The sequence below is a fragment of the Psychrobacter sp. W2-37-MNA-CIBAN-0211 genome, from assembly GCF_040309405.1.
Taxonomy (GTDB): domain Bacteria; phylum Pseudomonadota; class Gammaproteobacteria; order Pseudomonadales; family Moraxellaceae; genus Psychrobacter; species Psychrobacter glaciei.
In genome coordinates this window covers 1-240 of the sequence record NZ_JBEOOU010000529.1, presented here as the reverse complement: position 1 = coordinate 240, position 240 = coordinate 1, and the positions used below count along the sequence as shown (strand labels likewise).

Annotated in this window: 1 protein-coding gene; it reads right to left on the bottom strand. The window is 42.9% G+C overall.

Annotated features, from left to right (window positions below):
• The coding region (locus tag AAEY72_RS16140) for a winged helix-turn-helix domain-containing protein (RefSeq protein WP_352311689.1) at window positions 1–240 on the bottom strand (240 nt) is incomplete at both ends.

Here is a 240-nt window from a genome sequence, read left to right as displayed (position 1 = left end):
TTTATGCGAAGACGCCTTATCGCCACATCAATCACATTGGTATCATTTTCAAAATTCATATCCCATACTTGAGAGGCGATGACTGAGCGCGGTAGCACCTCACCTCGGCGCTCTAATAGAAACTGTAATAATGAGAACTCTTTTGCCGTGAGCTTAATAGCCTTGTCTTTTCTATGCACAGTGCGCTTGGCAATGTCCATCTTGAGATCCGCTATTTGCATAATCGTACTTTGATAATCG